Here is a 924-nt window from a genome sequence, read left to right on the forward strand (position 1 = left end):
ATACATTTTGATTACGGTACCGATCTAAACCAATTTTTCGAATATCCTTTCCATTAAACAGTACATAACCATTTTTAGGTATATCTAGCCCACAGCCTAAGCTAAGAGTTGTAGTTTTACCAGATCCAGATGGTCCTAGAATCGTGTAGAAATGTCCTTTTTGAAAAGAAAAGTTAACATTGTCTAGTATCGCTACTTTTTTTCCGTTACTTTCATAATAATAATCTAAGTTTTTAAATTGTAAAATCGTTTCCATATCGAGCCTCCTTATTCATCTTTTAAAAGAATTTGTTTTGGATTCAGGCGTAGAATAGATAATGCTGGAAGAAGCGTTGCTAATATAGCAATAGCTAGTCCGATCCCCCCCATTTTCCCTACATCTTCTCCTGTTACACTTACATCAATTTTATCAATTGGATCTTCTTTTTGGTTTTGTAGAGTACCACCAGGTCCAGACATCATTACAGTACCATTTTGTGGGGTGTCTGTTTCTTCGCTTGCTGTAGCAATTTCACTCGAAAGTAAATTATCCCCTATATATTGAGAAACTTTAGCTCCTGTTGTTATGGATAATCCAAATGCTAAAATAGCGATACATACTACTTCTACTACGAACTGCGCCATCAGTTTCCACTTTTTCTCTCCAATGGACAATAGAATCCCCATTTCCTTACGACGTGCTTTAATCGATAACATAATGATTAACCCTAATATAATCGCCCCTGCAATCGATACAATATAAATAATCATTTGAGAAGTAGAAGAGATATTGTCGATAGGATCAATCATTTGTTTGTACAACGAGTCATGTGCATCTAATTTATAATAATTAAAATCAATATCAGATTTTTTTGCTTCTTTTTTAAATGCTTCAATGTTTTGTGGATCTTTCAAGAAATACACGACTTGAATGCTACTTATACC

The 924-nt window shown here is 34.0% G+C and carries 2 protein-coding genes; both read right to left on the reverse strand.

Features of this window, described 5'->3' with window-relative positions; all coding sequences use genetic code 11:
• On the reverse strand, nt 1-256 hold a 256-nt coding region (locus AC1DTM_RS28905), incomplete at its 3' end, for an ATP-binding cassette domain-containing protein (protein WP_477001533.1).
• Between the two features lie 11 nt (nt 257-267).
• Nucleotides 268-924: ABC transporter permease (locus AC1DTM_RS28910; RefSeq protein ID WP_477001534.1), on the reverse strand; the 657-nt coding region annotated here is incomplete at its 5' end.

It is taken from the genome of Bacillus sp. P4_D3, assembly GCF_056401855.1.